Source organism: Corynebacterium sp. H78, from assembly GCF_037572275.1.
Classification (GTDB): domain Bacteria; phylum Actinomycetota; class Actinomycetes; order Mycobacteriales; family Mycobacteriaceae; genus Corynebacterium.
Window position 1 is genome coordinate 1118239 of record NZ_JBBHKX010000002.1, and the last position, 20934, is coordinate 1139172.

General features: G+C 56.0%; 18 protein-coding genes. 9 read left to right on the top strand and 9 right to left on the bottom strand.

Annotated elements, in window-relative coordinates; genetic code table 11:
- The first annotated feature begins 13 nt into the window (after positions 1-13).
- From WG934_RS06175 to WG934_RS06190, 4 genes are all read left to right on the top strand, one after another.
- Positions 14-436: a hypothetical protein gene (locus tag WG934_RS06175; protein WP_339989151.1), complete on the top strand. Its 423-nt coding sequence runs from the start codon at positions 14-16 to the stop codon at positions 434-436.
- Positions 426-959 (top strand): RNA polymerase sigma factor, encoded by a 534-nt coding sequence (locus WG934_RS06180; protein ID WP_339978587.1) that lies wholly within the window; start codon positions 426-428, stop codon positions 957-959. Before WG934_RS06175 ends, WG934_RS06180 begins: the two co-directional genes overlap by 11 nt.
- Before the next feature lie 283 nt (positions 960-1242).
- Positions 1243-2730: a hypothetical protein gene (locus tag WG934_RS06185; protein WP_339978589.1), complete on the top strand. Its 1488-nt coding sequence runs from the start codon at positions 1243-1245 to the stop codon at positions 2728-2730.
- Positions 2731-2883: 153 nt separating this feature from the next.
- The gene (locus WG934_RS06190; RefSeq protein ID WP_339989152.1) at positions 2884-3252 is read left to right on the top strand and encodes a hypothetical protein; all 369 of its coding nucleotides are present in this window, start codon (positions 2884-2886) and stop codon (positions 3250-3252) included.
- Between the two features lie 65 nt (positions 3253-3317).
- Here the strand turns inward: WG934_RS06190 and WG934_RS06195 are convergent, their stop codons facing one another.
- The 3 genes from WG934_RS06195 to WG934_RS06205 form a co-directional block, all read right to left on the bottom strand.
- The gene (locus WG934_RS06195; protein ID WP_339989154.1) at positions 3318-5411 is read right to left on the bottom strand and encodes an Hsp70 family protein; all 2094 of its coding nucleotides are present in this window, start codon (positions 5409-5411) and stop codon (positions 3318-3320) included.
- A gap of 169 nt (positions 5412-5580) precedes the next feature.
- A complete protein-coding gene (locus WG934_RS06200; protein ID WP_339989156.1) occupies positions 5581-6996 on the bottom strand; it encodes a GTPase in 1416 nt (471 codons plus the stop codon).
- Entirely contained in the window at positions 6989-8821 is a 1833-nt protein-coding gene (locus WG934_RS06205; protein WP_339989158.1) for a dynamin family protein, read from the bottom strand. Before WG934_RS06205 ends, WG934_RS06200 begins: the two co-directional genes overlap by 8 nt.
- Before the next feature lie 180 nt (positions 8822-9001).
- On the opposite strand from WG934_RS06205, the gene WG934_RS06210 reads away from it, so the two are divergent.
- Entirely contained in the window at positions 9002-10300 is a 1299-nt protein-coding gene (locus tag WG934_RS06210) for a hypothetical protein (protein WP_339989160.1), read from the top strand.
- A gap of 135 nt (positions 10301-10435) precedes the next feature.
- On the opposite strand, the gene tpx is transcribed toward WG934_RS06210, so the two are convergent.
- From tpx to WG934_RS06225, 3 genes are all read right to left on the bottom strand, one after another.
- The gene (gene tpx, locus WG934_RS06215; RefSeq protein ID WP_339978601.1) at positions 10436-10933 is read right to left on the bottom strand and encodes a thiol peroxidase; all 498 of its coding nucleotides are present in this window, start codon (positions 10931-10933) and stop codon (positions 10436-10438) included.
- Positions 10934-11005: 72 nt separating this feature from the next.
- Positions 11006-11305, bottom strand: coding sequence for an AzlD domain-containing protein (locus WG934_RS06220; RefSeq protein ID WP_339989161.1), 300 nt, complete (start codon positions 11303-11305; stop codon positions 11006-11008).
- Positions 11302-12039: an AzlC family ABC transporter permease gene (locus WG934_RS06225; protein ID WP_339978605.1), complete on the bottom strand. Its 738-nt coding sequence runs from the start codon at positions 12037-12039 to the stop codon at positions 11302-11304. The genes WG934_RS06220 and WG934_RS06225 overlap by 4 nt, the downstream gene beginning before the upstream one ends.
- A 124-nt stretch (positions 12040-12163) precedes the next feature.
- On the opposite strand from WG934_RS06225, the gene WG934_RS06230 reads away from it, so the two are divergent.
- The gene (locus WG934_RS06230; protein ID WP_445228191.1) at positions 12164-12448 is read left to right on the top strand and encodes an Lrp/AsnC family transcriptional regulator; all 285 of its coding nucleotides are present in this window, start codon (positions 12164-12166) and stop codon (positions 12446-12448) included.
- A gap of 8 nt (positions 12449-12456) precedes the next feature.
- Here the strand turns inward: WG934_RS06230 and WG934_RS06235 are convergent, their stop codons facing one another.
- Both WG934_RS06235 and WG934_RS06240 read right to left on the bottom strand, forming a co-directional pair.
- Complete coding sequence (locus WG934_RS06235) at positions 12457-14145, bottom strand: FAD-binding dehydrogenase (protein ID WP_339978607.1); 1689 nt, start codon at positions 14143-14145, stop codon at positions 12457-12459.
- 21 nt (positions 14146-14166) lie between these two features.
- Positions 14167-15510 carry a class I SAM-dependent methyltransferase gene (locus WG934_RS06240; protein ID WP_339989163.1) on the bottom strand — a complete coding sequence of 448 codons (1344 nt, stop codon included), beginning with the start codon at positions 15508-15510 and terminating at the stop codon, positions 14167-14169.
- Between the two features lie 162 nt (positions 15511-15672).
- Between WG934_RS06240 and WG934_RS06245 the strand changes: the two genes are divergently transcribed.
- Positions 15673-17073 carry an NAD(P)/FAD-dependent oxidoreductase gene (locus WG934_RS06245; RefSeq protein ID WP_339978611.1) on the top strand — a complete coding sequence of 467 codons (1401 nt, stop codon included), beginning with the start codon at positions 15673-15675 and terminating at the stop codon, positions 17071-17073.
- A gap of 91 nt (positions 17074-17164) precedes the next feature.
- Here WG934_RS06245 and WG934_RS06250 read toward each other — a convergent pair whose 3' ends face one another.
- Entirely contained in the window at positions 17165-17704 is a 540-nt protein-coding gene (locus WG934_RS06250; protein ID WP_339989164.1) for a PaaI family thioesterase, read from the bottom strand.
- 296 nt (positions 17705-18000) lie between these two features.
- On the opposite strand from WG934_RS06250, the gene gndA reads away from it, so the two are divergent.
- The gene (gene gndA / locus WG934_RS06255; RefSeq protein ID WP_339978615.1) at positions 18001-19479 is read left to right on the top strand and encodes an NADP-dependent phosphogluconate dehydrogenase; all 1479 of its coding nucleotides are present in this window, start codon (positions 18001-18003) and stop codon (positions 19477-19479) included.
- 27 nt (positions 19480-19506) lie between these two features.
- Complete coding sequence (locus WG934_RS06260; protein ID WP_339989166.1) at positions 19507-20892, top strand: DEAD/DEAH box helicase; 1386 nt, start codon at positions 19507-19509, stop codon at positions 20890-20892.
- The last annotated feature ends 42 nt before the right edge of the window (positions 20893-20934 follow it).

A 20934-nucleotide genomic window follows, 5' to 3' on the forward strand; every position in this document is an offset into this window, starting at 1 on the left:
TAGATTTGATTCCATGAGTAACGACCAAGACTCGCTAGGTTTACCTCAGCTCGACGAGGTGCCCGCTCCCCCTGCGCTGGATTCCATGTTGCAGTCCGTGTTCGACGCACCTGCCGATGATTCGTTGTCCGACATGGTTCCTACCGACTCCGATCTCGCGCCGGACGAGGAAACTGTCCTCGAAGACATCGATATCGCAGATGTCGACGATCTCGATGACGATACTGCTGATACTTATGCAGATGCCGATGTCGCTGACACAGCTGATCCCGACTCGGAGCCGATCAGTGACATCGAGTTCGATACTCCTGAAGCTTCTAATGTTGATTCCGCCTCGGGATACGAGTTCGATGATCCGCACCTGGATTCCCCTGAACTTTACGACGACACCACCGATGTCAACACCGACGACTGGGGTGCTGACGATGTCTTCTAACCAGCAGGAACTGCTAACGCAGGCTCAGGCCGGCGACCAGCGTGCTTTCGCTGAGTTGGTCAACCAGAGCTACAACCACCTGTGGGCTGTGTGCCTCCGCATTACTGGCAATCACCACGATGCAGAAGATGCGCTACAGAATGCATTGACCGCTGCTTGGCAGAATCTTCATAAGTTCAATGGCACTGCAAAGTTCTCGACGTGGGCACACCGTATTGCCACTAATGCGGCGTTGATGCTGGTACGGAGTCGTCGTGAAGTTGCGGATGACGATGATGCCCTTCAAGACGTCGCGGACCTTTCCCCTGCCTTGGATTCGGTCATTGCGACGCAGAGTGTAGTCGGGCAAGCATTGGAGAAACTACAGCCAGATTTCCGTGAAGCGATTGTTTTGCGTGAGTACGGCGATTTGACGTACCAGCAGATTGCCGAGTTCCAGGGAGTTCCGGTGCAAACTGTACGCAGCCGGATCAATCGAGCCCGGAAGAAATTAAGGGAAGAATTAGCGCCGCTGCTTGCCTAGTTCCGAGACCGGCGGTCGGACCTTATCTTCATGCCTGTTGCCACGGATTCATTCCTGGTAGCAGGCGTTTATGCATTAACAAGCAGAGTTTACTATTTGGTGCTAAAAGTAGGTGACCGCGTTTACATTTGGTGCCTACGACACGTGGCTGTTTTCCAGCAAGAAAAGATTTTTAGAAAGTTTTCAAACTTTCGGGAACCTTTTGGAACTCCCGCTGCATCCAATAACCGAAAAGCAAACAGCGAGTGGGAAACCACAGCGACATTACGAAAGCAGGAAGATCATGAAGTCCACGTCCAAGAACCCATTGAACACCAACTCCAACGACACCACCGCTCCACAGAAGCCAGGTGTAGAGGACGCAACGTCGCCAAAGACCACCGGCGCAGAAAGCACCGGATCTGAAACTTTGATGGACGACCCAAACGTCGAGGTTGTGCACTCCAGTGACATGGACAATAACGGTCAGACTGATGTTGTTCAGCTGGATACGGATGGCGACGGCGAAGCTGATGTCATGGTCGCAGACTTCGACAACGACGATGTCATCGACACGATGGTGTACGACACCAACGGTGACGGCCAGTACGACTACAACGAGTACGACTTCGACAATGATGGCACGATTGACTCGACGTCTGCAGATGCAGATTCGGACACGTCGGCTGACATCATCAAGGAAAGCATGATTGGCGATGATGTCGATGAGTTGTCGGGAGCATCGGCTGATTCCTCATCTTCGGATGTCACCGCTGGTGGTGCCGCGAAGTCGGACATGACCAAGTCTGACTCGACCAAGCCTGACACCACCGAAACCCCAGACAAGAACGCACCAGCAGATTCCACCACCGCACCAACGACAGGAGATTCGGACATGATCAAGGGTGACGCAGCATACGACATCAACGGCGACGGCGTTGCAGACATCGTCGACGTGGACACCGACGGCGACGGAATTGTTGACCTCTCCGTAGTCGACGCAGATGGCGATGGCCGTATCGACGGTGCCGTCTACGACACCGATGGCGACCAGATCCCAGACCTCGTAGAAGTCGATGTTGATGGCGATGGCAAGGTTGACTCCTCTGCCGAGCTGACTCCAGGCGCTACCCCGACCGCAGCCCAGCAAGACGCGACCGTAAATGGTGTTGACGCCACGGGCTTGCCAGTACAGGATGTCGACATCTCGGATATTCCAGCTCCTGGTGATACCGGTGCGCCAGCTACCCCGGATGCATCTGCCGCACAGGGTGCTGCAGCACCATCTGCCCCAGCGACTCCAGACGCTTCTAATCCTGCCACCCCAGACGCTTCTGCTCCAGCAACCGATGGTTCGTACACTGACTTGACTGAAAACCTGGTCGACGCCCAGGACCTGGACGGTGACGGAATCGAAGAGACCCTGTCCTTCGACATGGACGGCGACGGAATTGTTGACGCGCAGGGTATCGACGCAGATGCTGACGGTTTGCTTGAGTCCCTCGAAATTGACACTGATGGTGACATGACCGGCAACGTCATCCTGACGGACACCAACCTCGACGGCAAGATGGATACGTACGAAGAGGACACCGACAACGACGGAGTCACCGACGTACTCATCGAAGACACCGACTTCGATGGCGAAGCAGACAACATTGCTTACGACACCGACGGTGACCACTACTACGACTACGAAGAGCCATACGAAGGCTCTGACCTCCAGTCCGAAATCGAAGGCGACCTCGGCGCTGGCGACGGAGACGCAGACGCTGGCCTCGACATGGTCTAGTCACTAGGACTACCCCACTCGCTGCTTTACATACTGCACAGACCCACCATGAGCTTTCTGCTCTGGTGGGTTTCGTCGTAAAGAGGGAACTTTTTCCGACGCTGCCGCATCTAACCAATAGGCCAACGTGAACCCACGAACGAATGGATAATCATGACTACTACTCCGCCCCCAATCGATCTCCGCTGCACCGATGATCCGGATTTCCTCGACCTTGTGACACTCGATGATGGACTCGTGCCACCAGTTCTCGATGACCTTTTAGATTCGGTGTTTGCAGAGCCGATCATGGAGGCACTCACAGATCTTCTACCGGACGAATCGACAGTTATCGATAGCCTCGTAGATTCGCTGGGCGAGGCCGATCTAGCCGAATTTGATGCCACCGAAGAGGATGTCAGCGAGGGAGAAGCAATCGATGACTATGAGTGGACCGACCTAACCACGGAGCACCCTACCGACTACGACGACACGGAGAGTGATCCCCTAGCCGATCATTGGGGTTCTGACGACATGTTGTAACGCGAAGACCTACTACGCGAAAAGGACAAGCCCACCACATGTTGTGGTGGGCTTTTCGCGTACTACTAACCGTTCACAATCAGATCATCGACGAACTGATCGGCCGCAGCTGCAGTCGTCACTGAAGTTGCGACAACCGCAAGACCTTCGTCCGGCTTCGCGACGACAACGTCCGAGTAGCCACCGCCTTCCAAGGACTTCCGAATGATGGTGTAGCCCTTCTCGTTGCGCTCCTCGACCTCATAGAGTGAGGACTTGCTCTTCAACTCATCGATCATGCCCTGGACAGCCGCCTGGTCCTTCACGAAGTTAGGGCGAATGACCTGGTAGGTGTCTTTACGAGACTCATCCATCCAGCTGCACGACAGCGCCGAGCCTGCAGGTGCTGGATCGTACGTAATAGGGAATGAACTCGACTCAGAGCAATACTCCACCTCAAGCAAACCGGCGGGGAATGCGCTACTGAATTCTGCAGGCAAGGTCGGGGTATTAGTCGAATCACTACCTGACGACGTCGTCGTCAAAGGCGCAGTCGACGACTGAGGTGCAGAACTCTTAGGAGGTGCAGCTTCCGTCGAGGTTTCTTCTGGTGGAGTCTCTTCGCCACCCGACGTCAATGCATATGCTCCACCGCCGATTGCAAGGAGTGCAACTGCGCCAACACCAGCAAATACCAAGCCCTTGTTACTACCGGACTTTTTCGTACTCGCTGGTGCACCATATGGATTCGAGGACTGCTGATCACCCATCGCGGACCGATACGCATCGGCACTATTCGAGCCTTGATTCGTTCCTACACCGTTGGATGACGCACCATTGTTTGGCATTCCAGCGCCTGGAGCACCGAACGCGCTCATCGGTTGCGTACCTGAAGGCTGAGAGGTCGGAGGAGTCATCAGCCGTGCCGATGCTAGTCCTCCCTGCGTCTGAGGCTCAGGCTCGTCAGCATTACTATTGGCTATTCCCCAGTCATTCCCGCTATTCATAGCTGCTGCAGCAGCACCGCCGGCAGCAGCACCGCCGGCAGCTGTTCCACCGCCAATTCCCGCGAATGGATCATCTACAGCAGCTGTCGATGCTGCTCCCTCGGTCTGCTTCATGGTGCTGTAAAGAGCACCACGAGCGACGACAGTTTTCGGATCATCAAGACGAGCAACCTGAGCGACTTCACCAAGTCGGTCCTGAACATATGGAATTCGCGACGATCCGCCAGTCAGGTACATCGTGGTAATGCCCTTATCTGCCCCGGCATCACGCAACGTCGCGCGGGTGAGGGCGACAGCTCGGTCGATGTCCGTCACCAAGAGATCATTGAACTCTTCACGAGTAAGAAGGAGGTTTGTTTCACCCTCTGGCGTCGACACAGTCACCGTTGCCGACGGAGTATCCGAAAGGATTTCCTTAGCAGTACGGATCGAGTGATCCAAGCTCGTATTTACGCTGGAGGGAGCATCCTGGAGGTAAGTAGCAAGTGCTGGGTTTTCATCTTCGAGCTGGGTGATAACCCACTTACGAATCAGCGTGTCGACGTTTCGTCCACCAAGGCTGTTATCTCCGCGAGCAGCGACAACCCGGAAATCTCCTGATGCATCGGCCTCGAGAACTGCAATATCCAACGTGCCGCCACCAAAGTCAAACACTGCGACCCGATCGCCAGCAGCGACTGGCTGAGATTCCGAGTAAAAGCGGGCAGCCGCGCGCGGCTCAGAAATAAGGTGCAGGTCGTCCATCGAAATTCCTGCTGCCTGAGCACCTGCCTTAAGATTCGAAATCGCATGATGCGACCAGGCTTCAGGGTGTGTCAGCGTCACAGTTGTCGGTGGCTGATCGTTGTGCTGAGACTTACCGATCTGAACAACGCGAGCCAATACTGCAGCCACCAACATCGATGTCTGAGTTTGCTTGCCGCCCAACGTCACGGTCGAGTGCTCGATTACACGCTTCGGTGAACCCAAGAACGCGTCGGGCCGAGCCGCCGCATGATTGAAAGCAGAGTACCCAACGTAGATTCCGTTGTCGTCCACGTACACAGCTGATGGCATCAAGTTGCCCTGGTGTGTCAACGCTAGGGTCTCGATATCGCCACTAGAAGCAGAGGTATGTGCTGCGGCAGTATTCGATGTTCCGAAGTCAATTGCTAGATGCCAATCGGCGGTCATTGTGCTGTGAGCTTTCTGTTACTTCTTCCCGGAGGAAGTTTTCATGTCGCGCCCGCGTCAATCACGGACCCCAAGTCTTACTGTGTTTAATTTTTACCCTGCGAAGCATTAGCAGTAAACAGCCCACGCTCTGTCCATTGCGTAGCACTGCCTCCCATAGTGGAACGAATTACGCCTGAATGCTTTGCATTATGGATCGCAGCGTCAAAATTGACGCTGTTCGCGCGTCCTCTTCGGCAGCCGACAACGTCGACATTGCCATCGTTTGCAGACTAGCTATTAACTCTTGACACCGCAGGACAACGTCGCCCGGCGACGCATCGACCGCAGCCCCAACTCGCTCCCCAATTGACCCCGTACCCAGGAGCTTTGCGACGATCGTCACCAATCGAGAATCCGGAGACGATAACAAAAGCCCCCGGAAACTACGGAACAAATTGATCCGATACATCTCTGGTCGAGTGGTCAATATATGAAGTACTTGTCGAATATGGTCGCGCTGAGGGTGCGTGTAGGCCAGCCTGTCGAGCTCGTCGATAAGCCGAGCGGATCGCTGCAGCACCGCCTGCGGGAGCACTTCCGTGTGTAGTTTCTCTTCGAGAGCGCCGATTCCAGATTGTGTCTGCATCCAGTTGGCAAGACCGATTGCGCCCGATCCGGCCGCAACTCGAGCACCATAGATGACGCCGTATTCGCCGAGGATATCGAGCAACATGTCGCGGTCGGTGCCAGATATGGTGGTCGGTTCCTCCGACTCCAGTTCTTCGAGCATGGACTCGCGATCGAGATCAGCCAGCCGAACCAGAAGCCTTGATACAGCTTGCGTTACCGAACCACTTCGGGAGGACTCCGCCAACAAACCTGCCATGGGGATAACTGTGTAGACGGAATCCGCCAATTCGCGGGACATGTGATGGCAGTGCGAAGCTGCATCCTGAATCGGATCCGTCCGCCCCATTGCACCTTCCCCGAAGGAGTCAGCTCGGTTCAGTACACCGATGGAGTTCAAGGGCGTAAAACCGAGTTTGTTCAGGAATTCCAACTCATCCTTACGTGGCGCAGTATCAAACAGGAAGACAACTGCATCTGCATCAACTGCTGCCTCTGCAGTTTGATCAAAACCATCAATGAGGGCACGGTGAGTTGCGTCTGCGTTGGCTGTCGTCAACGTCGCTAAGCCCGGGGTGTCAATGAGGCTGATACCTTCCAGAGCACGCGAGGGAAGGAAACGGTCGACATACGCTACGCGTTCTACCGGCAAGGGAAGCTCCGTGAGCATTCCGCCCACCAGGTCTTGTCGCAGTCGCTGCCCATCGATACCAACGACTTCCGCGCGAGATGGCGAACCATTGCGATAAATGGACACCGCATTCGTGCATTCCAACGCCGCCGTCGCAGCGACTTTACTGCCAGTTAAAGCGTTGACCAGCGTTGATTTACCGGCTTTCAAACGCCCCACGATGACAACTTGCGGTGGCGACAGCAATACCGAACGCATTGACTCCGCACGCTCTGGCAGATCCCCACCGCCTCGGGCTAACGCATCGAGCGCCTGGTTAAACAGCCGAGTTACAGAATCACTCATTGCTTCCCACCTCCCCAGTTGCTGCCGAGGCGAGTGGCACGGCAGAGCGCATGGACTTAATGTCCTGACCCAATTTATCGGCTACTTGGTCCACGATTTGTTTGTTCTTTTCTAGCTTCGCAATCTTTCGCTGACGCTGGTCGGCACTTGCCTTTGCGTTACGACGAGTCTCTTCAATCAGCTGCGCAATTTCTTCCGACTCATTCCTGATCTTCGACCTGTACTTGATGATGAGCTCTGGCCGCACAGCTGCCATTGCCGCATCCATCATGCGAGCAGTGGACACCCGAGTGGTGCTGATGGTCTCCCGAAGCCACGTCAACAGCGCAGTTCGACCATTGCGCATTGCTCGCCAACCGATATTCACGGCAATCCAGGCAGCGCCAGCGACAGGAGCGACAACAGTAATCGACGCGAACAGACCGGCACCGACGACGCCCATCGTCAACAAGCCCGGATCAAAGAGATTCTCTGTCTTCTTCCCCACCGCCTTTGATACGACTTCGGGTGGCGCAATGGCGTTGAGACCGAATTCTGCGATTTCAGACCACACGGCTGCGTCGTCGTCGAAAAGCCGAAGTGTTTCCTGTTCCAGAGCGCGCATTGTCGCAGTCAGCGTTTCTGACATTACTTCGTGGAGCTCACCCTCAATATGGGCAGTAAAGGCCTGTGGCTTCTGGGTAAGGGCTTTGATTCCGCTGCTACGGATTTCCTCGGACCATCGCTGTTGAATACCGTCCATTCGAGAGTCAAGCTCATTCAGGATCTCAGTCCGGCGGAGAGCAAGGTTTCGCTGCAGGTACTGTTCCCACTCTTGTCCATGTTCCTTGAGCTCCCTGAGCTCCTCGCGCTTCTGCTCTAGCTCAGACAAAGTCTGGGTATCGGCAGCAGCAACCTTCAGATCCTTTTCGATGCGCTCTTGCACCGCCCCTAATCCGTCGCGTGCAGCTTCCAACCCTGCAATCTTCGGAATCGCATCGCCCAGCGCAAGAGCTGCGTTGATCTCTGCCTTCAGATTGTCAATACCGCTATTTTTCTTTACGACGGCCGCCCGCTTCGGATCCGACACTTCCATGTCAACGGCATCCACGGCCCGGAGGCTAGAGACACCTACCACCGGTACTGTTTTGCCCAAATACTGTGCGATCAAACGTTTATCGTCTTCGACGATCGCTCGCCAGCGACGGAGATTCTTGTCTATCTTCGTCACAGCAACGATGACTTCGCCGCCCTCTTCGTCGACCCGCTTCAGGATGTCCATCTCAGGACGAGTGATTGGGGTCGAGGCATCGCAGACCATGATCAAAACGCCAGCATTCTTACATTCCCGTAGCGCCAGGCGTACAGCATTTTCGTCAAGGCCTCCGACACCGGGCGTGTCAATGATGGTGACATCCGCAAGAGTGCAGTTCCCTACATCGACTGTCACCGCATTAGGCAGATCGTCCACGGCATTGGCCACGTGAGTTCCAGAGAATGAAGCCCAGTCGTGAAGCTCATTGCGGGGAACAGTCTTGCTGTTTTCTCCGGCATGCAGGTGTATCACTGATTCATCGACTGATCCTGCGGAGGTGAGGATACGGATGGGTGCCGAGGTACAAAGATTGACGCCAACAGGAAGTAGCCCTCGGCGCCCGATGAGAGCATTGACGAGCGCTGACTTCCCTCTTTTTACTTCACCAACGATGACAACTTGTCGCACGCGAACCGCATCATTGAATCTTTTGTCAGCGATATCAGCAATGGAGGTGTACCCGTAGCGACGCAAAATTGTCAGCGCATTGTTAAAGGAACTCGCAGGTGGGAGGGGTGAATTGCTGGTCATTCGCGTGCTCGCTCGGCAGTGCTTTCTGTGATGGTTCGTAATTGTTAGCGTCGCTAAAGTAGCGTGCTCAGCCTATTATCACCGCATAGTGGGAACTTTTCAGCAGTACCCGTGCATCTCATTAGTGAATCACCAGGGACGGCCCCTGAAGGTGACACGAGACAAGGAATGGAAAGCACAATGAACACCCCATCCCAGCCAGAGAAGCCAATCATCAACGTACAGGCTGACGAGCCAACCCTGATCGGTGCGGCAGATACCGATGGAGACGGTCGCGTCGACATCGCTCAGTACGACAGCACCGGTGACGGTCGCGTCGACACCACCTTTGTCGACACAGACGGAGACGGTTCCATCGATCGCGTCGAACTCGATACCGATGGCGATTCTATTCTCAACGAGGTTCACACCGATACGGACGGCGACGGCCTCGTAGACCGCATCGTGGAAGATCTCGATCTCGACGGTTCACTAGAGTCCGTAACTTTGGATTCAGCACCTGCTACCCCTGCAGCACCCGTTCCCACCCCTGATGTGGCACCAACTCCTGATGTGGCACCAACGCCTGAAGCAGCACCGTCTGACCAGCCAGCAACCGCAGCTTCTGCGGATGCAGGCACCGACGCTCGCATTACCGATGCATACGACCACGACAACGATGGTCAGCCAGACTCCTTGTACATTGACTCCGATGGCGATGGAGAAGCTGACATCCGTATCGCGGATTCGGATAAAGACGGTGAAGTCGACTCGGTATCGTACGACACCAATGGTGACGGCATGATGGATCACCGCGAGTACTCATACGGTGACGACCCAAGCAACTCAAGCGTGCACCGCGATGGCGATGCCCTGCAGCCCACCGAGGCACAGCGCGACATTGTCGACGCTAACCAGGACCTCAGCGATCTGTCGATGGACGAAATGAATGTCAAGCTGTCCGATGCAGCTAGCAACGGTGATGATTCGGCTGAATCTTCTGACGATTCTTCCTCGGACGACAACGCCACGGACAAGAACGCGCCGGGCAACGCGGACTCATCGACTGTTTCCCTGCCAGGTTCAGAATCTCAGGACATCTTTGCAGACGGAACTGTGCTGTCGAGCGAGGACACGGACAGCGATGGTGTCCTGGACTCCTACGTGATCGACACCGATGGAGATGGTGTTGGCGATACCGTTGCCCTCGACGAAGATAACGACGGCAACATCGATGTCGCTGAAATCGATACCGATGGTGACGGTGTCACCGACGTCGCAGCGATTGACACCAATGACGACAACGTCGCTGACCGCTACGAGTACGACACTGATGGCGACCGTGTCGGCGACTATGCGCTGTCCGATACTGACCTGGACGGATCTCTTGACACCGCCGAGTACGACAGCAATGGCGATGGCTACTACGACCGGACTGAAGCCTACAACGATTCCGCTGCGGGCGACCCAGTAGACGGTGGCGACTACTCGGGTATGTAGTTCGCATACTCATCGGCGACGCACAAAGCCTCGGCTCTTCCTCATTCCACGGAGGAAGCGCCGAGGCTTTCACAGTTGATCGACAGTTGAGACACAGCCGCTATGAATCCGTGAGCAACTGCTTTTCTACAAGTTTTACTTCAGCGCTGCCAACGCTGCGTCGTAATCAGGTTCTTCGGTAATCTCTGGAACGAGCTGGGTGTATACGACATTGCCGTCGGCATCTGCGACGACAACGCTACGAGCAAGAAGACCCGCCAGCGGGCCGTCTTGCTGCACGACACCAAGCTGCTCGCCAAAGCCGTGGCGGAAGTCAGAAGCTGCCTGGACGTTTTCGATGCCCTCGGCACCGCAGAAACGAGCCAATGCAAATGGCAGGTCACGAGATACGTTCAGGACAACCGTGTTGTCCATTTCGGCTGCGAGTTCGTTGAAGCGACGCACGGATGCAGCGCAAACACCGGTATCAACCGATGGAAAAATATTGAGAACAGTGCGCTTACCAGCGAAATCGCTATTGGTCAGGGATGCCAAATCGGTGCCCGTAACCTCGAATGCAGGCAGCGATGCGCCCTGTGCTGGGAGGTCGCCGGAGATCTGTACTGGGTTTCCTTGAAATGCAGTGTGAGCCATGTCTCCATTTGTACCCGTGGTTGGCTGATGGCACCAGGGGTCGTCGTAAAGTGGCACCTACCAAGCGAAGTATTAAGCCCATAGCTCTACCACCCACACTGTCAGTGCAGCGCCAATGGCCACCGTAAACAGCCCAAAATTGCGCCACGCGAGAAGGACAGCGACAAGAAGTGCGGCAAGGCCCGAATACCACAGGCTTGTCGAATGAATAACCGCTGGCACTGTCATCGCAGTGAGTACTGCATATGGCGAGAAAGCAAGAAAAGCCCTCAATCGGGCATTAGTCAATTCCCCGCGAACGAGGACAAGCGGAGCGGCACGAAGCGCAAACGTAATGGCAAACATAATGCCAACCGAAACCCAGATACTCATTCTGCTACCTCGATTGCTGTCGCTTTGGCTGACATGTTCTCGGGACCTTGAGGGAACAGGGCTGCGCCAATAGCCGAGGCAATCGCTGTCGCGATAATGATTCTCCAACCCGCCTGAATTCCCGATGCTGCTGGCGTGTAATACAGGACAGCACTAACGATGCCAGCAATCATCGCGACTACAGCGATTGACGACGATCGTCGTAACGCTGGCACCACCACAGCGGTGAACATGGCATACAGCAGGACCCCCATCGGCCCTAGCAGCGATTGGAGGAAGGTCTCGCCTGCAACCGCGCCAACCACGGTGCCAGAGGTCCAGCCCACAATCGGCAGCAGCATCAGGCCAAGGGCATACTTCGCGTTAACGGTGCGCTGGTTCAATTCGAGCGCGAAAATTTCATCGGTCACTCCATACGCAATGATCAGGCGCCCCATGATCGGCGTGCCCGGCGCGATGCGCTGCGATAGGGACATGCTCATGAGCAGGTACCGCAGGTTGACGAGGAGCGTTGTCATGGCAAGCTCGAAAAGTGTTCCACCAGCGATCACAGAGACGCCCGCGAACTGGCCCGAAGAGCTCAGGTTGGTGGCGGACATGATGGCGAGGCCGAGGGTCGGCAAGCCAAGTGACGCAGCTGCGAGGCCGAAAGCGACGGATACCGTGAAGTAGCCCAAAGCGATGGGAATACCGTGGCGGAGGCCTGTTAAGAACCCTGAAGGAACATTAGTCACAATGCGGAATTCTAGCGCTCGGTGTTTTCCGTAAGCTCATGGGTAGTGATAAACGCTGGTGCCTGCTCAGGTGCCTGCGCGTGGCCGTGGTGTCGCGGCCCCAGAACGAAGAGAGGAAATACTCATGTCTATGACGACGGCGATTGTCCATATCGATGTTGAATCTGACCGTATCCCTGAGGCAGCGGAAGCAATTGTCAACATCAAGGGTGTCACTGAGGTCTATTCGATCACCGGCGAATGGGATTTGATGGCAATGGTTCGCGTCCGTGATCATGAGCAATTGGCCGATGTCATTCCGAATAAGGTCAACAAGGTTTCCGGCGTTATTCGTACGGAAACGCAGCTAGCGTTCCGCACGTACTCGCAGCATGACTTGGAAAGCGCGTTTTCGCTCGGTTTGGACTAAGTCTGCGACTAGTTCCGCGCCGTGTTCTTCGCCATGGCGCGGCCTGCTTGGCGGCCGCTGAAGATGCATCCTCCGAGGAAGGTACCTTCCAGCGCATTGTTACCGTGGACACCACCTCCACCGAAACCAGATGCTTCGCCCGCAGCGTAGAGGCCATCGAATACTGAGCCATCCGGGTGCAAGGCCTGACCATCTAGGTTTGTCTCGATGCCGCCTAGCGTCTTGCGGGTCAACATGCGCAACCGAACCGCGATGAGTGGCCCCTGTTGCGGATCGAGAATCGGATTTGGCGCGACTGTGCGAATCAACTTATCGCCCATGAACTTGCGGGCAACGTTGATGTAATTGACCTGGTAATCCTTGGAAAAAGGATTTCCCGTCTGGCTATCACGCGTCTCGATCTGCTCTCGCAGTTCGGCTGCCGAGATCTGTGGCGCAGCATCTCCCTTTTCGTCAGCAACCAGGTTGTTCATGCCCTCAACCAGGTTGTCCAGGGTGTCAGCCACCACCCAATCTTCGCCATTGTCCATGAACGCTTGTACGGGCGCGGGGATTCCCGAGGTCACCTTGCCCACCAACTTGCGGACTTCTTTATCCGTAATATCCGGATTCTGTTCCGATCCAGAGAACAAGAACTCCTTGCCTGCGATGGCCGCATTCAGCACAAACCACGAGTAGCTATGCCCCGTCGACAAGATGTGCTTCATCGTGCCTACCGTGTCCGCACCAGGGATAAACGGCGCCGGAAGCCTCTTTCCTTCCGCATCAAACCACAACGAGGATGGCCCTGGAATGATGCGAATACCGTGGTTCGGCCAAATCGGATCCCAGTTCTTCATGCCTTCGGTGTAATGCCACATGCGATCACGGTTGATGAGATTCGCTCCGGCTGCCCCTGCAATATCAATGCCACGACCGTCAACGTGAGCTGGTACTCCGCACACCATGTCGTCCGGCATCGCGCCGAGTCGCTCCTCCGGCCAACTACGACGCACTGCCTCCAAGTTGCCTCCCACACCACCGGTCGCGATCAGAACGGCACCGGCGCGAAATTCAAAGTCCTCGCCCGTTTCTTCGCGTGACGACGCCACTCCTCGTTCACAATCGTCGGAAGGGGTAAGAATGCGACCACGGACACCCACTGCCTTTCCGTTGTCGACAATGATCTCATCGACACGGTGGCGATGCCGGAACTCTACTCTCCCCTCGGAGGCAGCTGCTTTCACTGGCTCTGCAAAAACGCGGACGATCTCGGGACCGGTGCCCCACGTCAAGTGGAAACGTGGCACGGAGTTGCCGTGGCCGTCAGCGCGCCCATCTCCACGTTCTGCCCACCCGACGACAGGAAGGAAACGAACTCCGAGAGAGCGCAAGTAGTCTCGTTTCTCCCCGGCCGCAAAATTGAGATACGCAGTAGCCCACTTGCGTGGCCACTCATCTTCGGAACGCTCAAACTGGGCAGAGTTGAACCAATCGCGCGTCGCCAAGTCAAGGTTGTCTTTAACACCGAGCCTGCGTTGTTCTGGCGAATCGATAAGGAAAATGCCACCGAGGGACCAAAATGCCTGGCCACCAAGATTGGCTTCATTTTCTTGGTCAACCAGAATGACCCGTCGACCAGCACGCTGCGCTTCATACGCAGCAACAAGGCCCGCTAGTCCTGCACCGACGATGATGATATCCGCATTATTGTTCACATGAACAAAGCTAATGCTTAACTATCGACGTCGCTTAGAAACCTTCACAATTTCCAGCTGAACCATATTCAGTCGGCCGGTATCTACCAATGCTTGTTGCAACGCGAGGTGATAATCCCACAGCCGACGATAAACACGGTCATATCCTAGACCCGCAGCTTTGCGTGAGCACGCAGCGAAGAAGTCGCGATTTAGTTTGAGCGTCTCGCTGTAATGACCTGGGTAGTGGGTTTCCGCAGCGATCCGCATACCAGTGTCACGGTCAACGATACGTCGCAAGTTCTCCATCGTTGGGTAATACAGGTTTGGCCAGATATAGGAACGCACGATATCGGTGGCCGAATCCGCTGCCTCATCGAATGTGTCCGTCGCCACAGCCATCTGGACGACAATGGTGCCTTCCGGCGTCAGAATCCGCTCGGCATTGCGTAACCAGCTACGCAACCGCGCTTTACCGAAAGTTTCCAGACGCTCGACATTGATAATCGCTTCGTAGTCACTATCGAATTCACGTGGTGAAGGCACCTCATTATCAGCACGCAACACCTGAACGACACCACCGAGGCCAGCTTCCTCCGCGCGATCAAGAATCGTCTCCGCGTGATCTTCGCGCACTGCAAGCACATCAACTCCTGCACCACGATCAGCGGCACGCAACGCTACCTCACCGCCAGTAGACGGCCACACCAACACGTGGTCACCAGCTCGCACCCGACCAGCGTCAAGCATGGCATCGATGCGTCGCAGCTGAGCCGTCGCAAAGTCAACGCGCGCAACGTGCTTTGGAGGATCAATATAGGTGACGTGAACTGGCCACTTACTAGGAAAACCAGAACGCCCGGCGCCCGGCGCATGGTTGGTTTTCATCTCCTGGACAGTCGTGCGGACACCAGACGCAAATAGAGCTGAACCTGTGGCCAGATTGGGGCCAGCGATCAAGCCCAGCAGAGTCGTTGGTAGTTCCGCGCCACCACTAATGGCTTCGGGCTGCGGACGACTCCTAGCTAGAGTGCGCATACTCCGCAGCATTGATCCTTTAGGGCCGCCATCGAGGCCCTCATCGAGAAGTTTGGAGAGCGCTTCAGGAAGACGCTCGCAGTCCCATTCCCCCGCAAGGTAAGACTCACCGAGGCCTAACCAATCTGCCTCGGCGATGCGGTCGAACAACATTTCATCGCGAACTTCAATACGGAGCTCATCGGTGCCCTCCCTCGACGTTTCGCGAGCGATACCAGCGCGAGCACACGTAGCAGCGAAAGCGTCAGCAGCCCATTTCGAGCGGTTATCCAGCATGAATCCGTCGGGAGTACGCGCGACACGGGGCCACCGAGATGCATCGATTGATGAGCGCTCTCCGCTATTCACGTAGCTCCTTCAGTGAAGAATGACGGGGCGTTCCACCCAGTCATGACAGACCTTGAACCAGGAAAAGACTACCGGGAAAACTCGCAAAATATGCGATGGCTCACCGGGGTACTATCATGTCTGCGTAACCCATACATTTGCAGCCTTGTGAGGAGAATTTACATGACCGAGACGCCGTATCGTCCGAATACCGGCCGACCACACGTCGTGATCGTCGGTTCGGGCTTCGGTGGCTTGTTCGCCGCTCGAAAGCTCAAGGACGCTGAGGTCGACGTAACCCTCATCGACCGGACCAATCACCACCTGTTCCAGCCACTGCTCTACCAGGTAGCAACCGGCCTTCTGTCGTCTGGCGAAATTGCTCCCCCAACCCGTCAGATCTTCGACGGCATTCCTAACATCCGTGTTGTTAAGGGTGTCGTCACTGATATCGACGAGGATGCGCAGACCATCACTTCGCACCTCGGCGAATCCACCAACGTGTGGTCGTACGATCACCTCATTCTCGCTACTGGCGCTGGCCAGGGCTACTTCGGCAACGACCACTTCGCTGAGTTCGCGCCGGGCATGAAGACCATCGACGATGCTCTCGAAATTCGCGCTCGCATTATTGCCGCATTCGAGCGCGCTGAGGTCACCGAAGATCCAGCAGAACGCGAGCGCCTGCTCACCTTCGTGATCGTTGGCGCTGGCCCAACGGGCGTCGAGCTTGCCGGTCAGGTCGCAGAGCTGGCAAACCGTACTCTCGCTTCCTCGTACCGCTCATACAATCCTCACTCCGCTCGAGTTGTACTTCTCGACGGCGCGAATCAGGTGCTCCCACCATTCGGTAAGCGTCTGGGTCGTAATGCTCAGAAGCAGCTGGAGAAGCTGGGTGTCGTCGTCAAGCTCGGTGCAATGGTTACCGATGTCAACGACGAGGGCGTTACCTACAAGAGCATGGCGGATAACACCGAGACGTTCATCCCGTCGTACTGCAAGATTTGGTCTGCAGGTGTTGCAGCATCCCCACTTGCAAAGCTAGTTGCCGACAAGTGTGGAGCAGAGGTAGACCGCCCAGGTCGTGTCATTGTGAACGATGACTTGACCGTTGGCACCTACAAGAACGTCTACGCCGTTGGCGATATGGCTAATGCAAACAACTTGCCGGGCGTCGCTCAGGTCGCAATCCAGGGTGGCGAATACGTCGCCGAAAACATTGCTGCCGAGGCGGAAGGTCGCGACGTTTCCGAACGCACGCCGTTCGAGTACTTCGACAAGGGCTCCATGGCAACTGTCTCCCGCTTCTCCGCTGTGGTGAAGATGGGCAAGGTCGAGGTTGCAGGCTTCATTGGTTGGCTGTTGTGGCTCGCTGTTCACCTGATGTTCCTGGTTGGCTTCCGCAACCGCCTGGTCTCCGTGGTCAGCTGGGGCCTCAATGTCATGAGCCGTGACCGTTGGCAGATGGTGGCAACCCGCCAGCAGATGTTCGCTCGAAATGCGATGAACCGTTTGGCTGAGTTGTCCGAGGACTCGGATGACGCACCTGCCGAGATCCGCGAGGCACATCGCAATAACAGCTAGTCCTGCCCTAGTGGCGCACTAGGCGCACAAGTAAAGACTGCCCGTAGCAATCAGCTGCTGGGCAGTCTTTTTCTGTTAGCGTCCGGCTTGGCTACTTGGCTTCTGCAGGCAAGATTGCGAGACGAAGATTCGTGCGACTGAGGAGTTTTCCGTCAGAGTCTCGCGTATGCCGAATTTCCCACACCTGGGAAGTACGTCCAAGGTGCACCGGGGTCGCCGTTGACACGACGACATCACCGGCTTGCGCTGAGCGATAGAAGTCAGTGCTGTTATTGACACCCACTACCGGCTGTTTTCCACCCACCGCGATGAAGCCGGCAACAGATCCAGCAGACTCTCCCAGCGTTGCAAACATGCCACCATTGGCTAATCCCCACGGCTGCAAATGACGCTCGTCCACGGTCATTTCCATGACGAGATGGTTTGGACCCATTTCGCGGTATGACGTTCCGATCGTTGCATCCAGACCAGCGATTTCTCGAATTGCCATCGAGTCGTTCAACGATGCGATTTGCTCACTGGTCAGTGGCGACTGAGCAGCCATGCGCAACATGCTGACATACTCGCCAAGTGCTGCTGACCGGTCAGTCGACGACTCGTTGGCTTGAGGTGTGGTGTCGTTGTTCTTCATGTGCGCGTTTCTCCAACCATTGCGTGTATCTAGCTCAAAAGCCTGATCGACAGGCCCGTACGACAATCGCACGTGCACTGATTGCAACAAGTGTAGATATCAACAGAAACTATTGTGGGCACTCTCTAGGAATATCCACGCACGTTTGCAAAATAGTTCTAAACTCATAGCTCGGATACGTAGATTTACGGGCCCAGGCTCCACGTCAATGGCCGAGCAGAGACTAGTCTGGTAACCGTTTAACCGCGCACATCGCTGCGCATACATTCTCGATGGAAAATGGTGAACACTTCAGAATGACGAACGCAGAAAACACGAATGCAGTCGCGGAAACCGGTAAGGCACAGATTGGTGTCGTTGGGCTTGCAGTCATGGGTTCCAACATTGCCCGCAATTTTGCTCGTAATGGCAATACGGTCGCAGTGTTCAACCGTAGCCCGCAGAAGACGCGCGACATGATGGCGAATTACGGCGACGAGGGTGCTTTCATCCCGTCCGAAACCATCGAAGACTTTGTTGCTTCACTGGAGCGTCCTCGACGCGCACTCATCATGGTGCAGGCAGGTGCGGCAACTGATGCGGTCATCAACCAGCTTGCAGATGCGATGGATGAAGGCGACATCATTATCGACGGCGGAAATGCGCTGTACACCGACACGATTCGTCGTGAAGCTGAAATCCGCGAACGCGGCTTGCACTTCGTCGGCGCAGGTATCTCAGGTGGCGAAGAGGGCGCTCTCAATGGCCCGGCAATCATGCCTGGCGGACCAGCCGAATCCTACGAATCCCTCGGCCCGCTGCTCGAGTCCGTGGCTGCTGTTGTCGATGGCACTCCCTGCGTAACCCATATCGGCCCAGATGGTGCGGGACACTTCGTCAAGATGGTCCACAACGGCATCGAGTACGCCGACATGCAGGTCATCGGCGAGGCCTACCAGCTGCTCCGTTACGCAGCAGGTCTGGAGCCAGCGGAGATCGCTGACATCTTCCGCACCTGGAATGCTGGCGACTTGGACTCCTACCTCATCGAAATCACGGCAGAGGTTCTCTCCCAGGTTGATGCTGAAACCGGCAAGCCACTTGTCGACGTCATCGTCGATGCTGCAGGCCAAAAGGGCACTGGTCGCTGGACCGTCAAGGCTGCCCTCGACCTGGGTATCCCAGTAACGGGCATCGGTGAGGCTGTGTTCGCTCGTGCCCTGTCGGGTGCTCGTGACCAGCGCGCTGCAACTATCGACAACCTCCCCTCGGGCGACGTCACCACGCTGGAGGCGCTGGGCGTCGACAAGCAGGAGTTCGTTGAGGATGTCCGTCGCGCACTGTACGCCTCCAAGCTCGTTGCGTATGCGCAGGGCTTCGATGAGATCAAGGCTGGCTCGGCTGAGTACGACTGGAACGTTGATCCACGCGACCTCGCTACGATTTGGCGTGGTGGCTGCATCATTCGTGCGAAATTCTTGAACCGCATTCGCGAGGCATACGACACCAATCCTGAACTGGAATCGTTGCTACTTGATCCTTACTTCAAGGGCGAGTTGGGCGACTTGATGGATTCTTGGCGTCGAATTGTTATCTTGGCAACGCAGTTGGGTCTGCCAGTACCGGTGTTCTCGTCGTCGCTGTCGTACTACGACTCCTTGCGCGCACACCGCCTGCCAGCGGCGCTCATTCAGGGTCAGCGTGACTTCTTTGGCGCTCACACGTACGAGCGTGTTGATAAGCCAGGCAAGTTCCACACCCGGTGGTCCGGCGACCGTTCTGAGATTGAAGCGTAGTGCATCTCTCCCGGTAATCTGGTCTTCATGCCAGACTTTGCAACGCTAGGTGTTGCCGACCCGCTCATCCGTGCCCTACGGGGAATGCGGGTCACTTCGCCGACTCCGATTCAGTCCCTCGTCATTCCGGATGCTCTTGCTCGCCGGGATGTCATGGCGCAGGCACCCACGGGTTCCGGTAAGACAATCGGTTTCGGCGTCCCTTTGGTTCAGCTGCTATCCGGTGGTGCTTCCAAACCTGGTCGGCCACGAGCAATCGTGCTCTCCCCGACTCGTGAATTGGCAGACCAGATCGCCGACGTTTTGGCTGATCTGGGCACCAGTTTCGGGCTTCGTGTGTTGTCACTGGTCGGTGGTGACAATGTCCGCAAACAACAAACGCTGCTCGCTGCTCCCGTTGACATCGCCGTTGCCACTCCAGGTCGCGCCCATGACCTGAAGCGACGTGGTTTGCTGCATTTCGACGATGTGCGCATCGCCGTCGTCGACGAAGCTGACCAACTCGCGCATTTAGGCTTCTTCGCAGATGTCTTGGGCTTGTTGCGAGCATGTCCGCATGATGCGCAACGGCTCTTATTTTCCGCGACGCTTGACGATGCAGATGAGCCGGAAGCATCGGAGGCGCTCGTCGCAAAGCGTAAGCACCGTGACCAAGGTGAGCATACAGTTGCGGATCTGATGGAGGGGCGAGATCCGTCGGTTCATCGGACGGAGACATCTGTGGTGTCGGTGGATGCGATGCATCATGTGATGTTGCGTGTGCGGGATAACGAGCAAGCGGATGCCGTGATTCCGTGGATTGCGTCTCGTAAGGGACAGTGCGTGATTTTTGCCAACTCGAAGGCGCGAGCGGTGTCGATGTTTGAGGCTCTCGCTTATTACGACATTGATGTCGACGTGTTGCATGGTGATCGCGGGCAGACTGCACGCCGGAAGGTGCTCGCAGATTTTACGGCAGGTACGACAAAGGTCTTGATTGCGACGGATGTTGCAGCTCGAGGTATCGATATTGATTCGCTCGAGCTTGTTGTTCATGCCGATCCGCCATTGGATTCCGCAACCTATGTGCATCGATCCGGTCGTACTGCGCGTGCAGGAAAGACCGGCACGGTTGCGATGATCGTTCGTGATAGGCAGTACGAGCAAGCGAAGAACATGCTGTCTGGGGCCGGCGTCACTGCTATCGAGGTGCTGGGAACACCTCACAATGACGAGTTCATGCATTGCACAGGTGCTCGGAAACCTCGGGTTGCGGCACGCTTCCAGGAACGAGACCGCGACGAGGCAGGATCGCGCACACCTGGTAACCGAGGCGCGTTTGGTCGTGGCCGAGGCTCCGGCGGGCGCAGCGGTGTCGGTTCCAGGCAACATCGCCCAAAGCGAACAAAGCGATCTGGCAAAAAGGGCCGTTAGTGCGAGCTATTTTCTGCTAGAAGAAGTAAGATAACGGCCTAA